At 68.0% G+C, this 1,250-nt stretch carries 1 protein-coding gene; it reads right to left on the bottom strand.

Features of this window, described 5'->3' with window-relative positions; genetic code table 11:
- Positions 1-121 precede the first annotated feature (121 nt).
- Positions 122-793 carry a FadR/GntR family transcriptional regulator gene (locus Mam01_RS35960; protein WP_111702010.1) on the bottom strand — a complete coding sequence of 224 codons (672 nt, stop codon included), beginning with the start codon at positions 791-793 and terminating at the stop codon, positions 122-124.
- Positions 794-1,250 lie beyond the last annotated feature (457 nt).

The raw sequence follows: 1,250 nt of genomic DNA, 5'->3' as shown, positions 1-1,250 counted from the left end.
GACGCAACCCTGACGCCCTGACCCAGCCGATCGAGCTGATCGAATGACACCGGCCGGCCCCAGCGCTCCCCGACAGGAGCGCCGGGGCCGGTTCCGTTTCGCCATCGTCAAGGGGCGAGTGTCACAGGGCGCTGCGGAGCCACTCCTCCACTCCGGCCACGTGGACCGTGGCCCACGCCCTCGCGACCTCCGGCTGCCGGGCGGCGATCGCGTCGCAGATGGCGGCGTGCTGCTCCCGCGTCTTCTCGTTGGCGCCCTCCTGGGTGAGGCCGCGCCAGATACGCGCGCGGGTCGTCGGCCCCGACAGGCTCTCGATGAGCGAGCACAGCACCGCGTTGCCCGACCCCGCCGCGATGTGCTGATGGAAGCGCAGGTCGTTGGCGACGAGCTCCTCCACGCTCGGCTCGTCCGGCACCCCGCTCAGGATCTCGCGGAGCGCCTCGACGTCCTCGTCCGACATGTGCAGCGCGGCCATGGCGGTGGCGGCCGGCTCCAGGATGCGCCGCACCTCCAGGAACTGCAGCACGGTGTCGTCGCGGTGGAAGTCCACGACGAACGACATCGCGTCGAGCAGCAGGTTGGGCTGGAGGCTCGTGACGTAGGTGCCGTCTCCCTGCCGTACGTCGAGCACGTTGATCAGGGCGAGCGCGCGCACGGCCTCCCGCAGCGAGTTGCGCGACAGGCCGAGCCGTTCGGCCAGGTCGGCCTCCTTCGGCAACCGGTCCCCGGGGCGCAGCTCACCCGAAATGATCATCTGCTTGATCCGGTCGATCGCCGCGTCCGTGACCGCCACGAAGCCACCCCCTGTACGCAGGCGGACGAGGCCGCCAGACATCGGATGTCTAGCAGTTTAGGGGAAGGCGGACCCTCTCCGGCCCTGGTCAGCGGACTTGCGAAAGGCAGTCAGCACTAGACGCAACTTCCAGAAGAAAGTAGAGAAAGTCATGTCGATTCGATTAAAAGGCCTTCACAACCGGACGAAACGGGATTACGGTCGCGACGCCTGCTCTTCTGGGGGCTGGTGTGACAAAGCCCCCAGTCGGCAGTCCCGATCACCCCTCAAAGGAGCTGTCTTGACAGTTCGCAGACATCGCGCCCTGAGCCGTCTGGCCGCGGCGATGTCCCTCGCAGTGACCCTCCCCGTTCCCTTGGCGTTCGCGTCGCCCGCCATGGCGTCGGTGACCCAGACCGGCGCCGCGAGTGCCGCGGCCCCTGATTTCAAGGTGCTCGTCTTCTCGAAGACGACCGGG

Origin of the sequence: Microbispora amethystogenes (assembly GCF_016863015.1) — a bacterium.
Taxonomy (GTDB): domain Bacteria; phylum Actinomycetota; class Actinomycetes; order Streptosporangiales; family Streptosporangiaceae; genus Microbispora; species Microbispora amethystogenes.
This window is presented reverse-complemented; position numbering and strand designations above follow the sequence as displayed.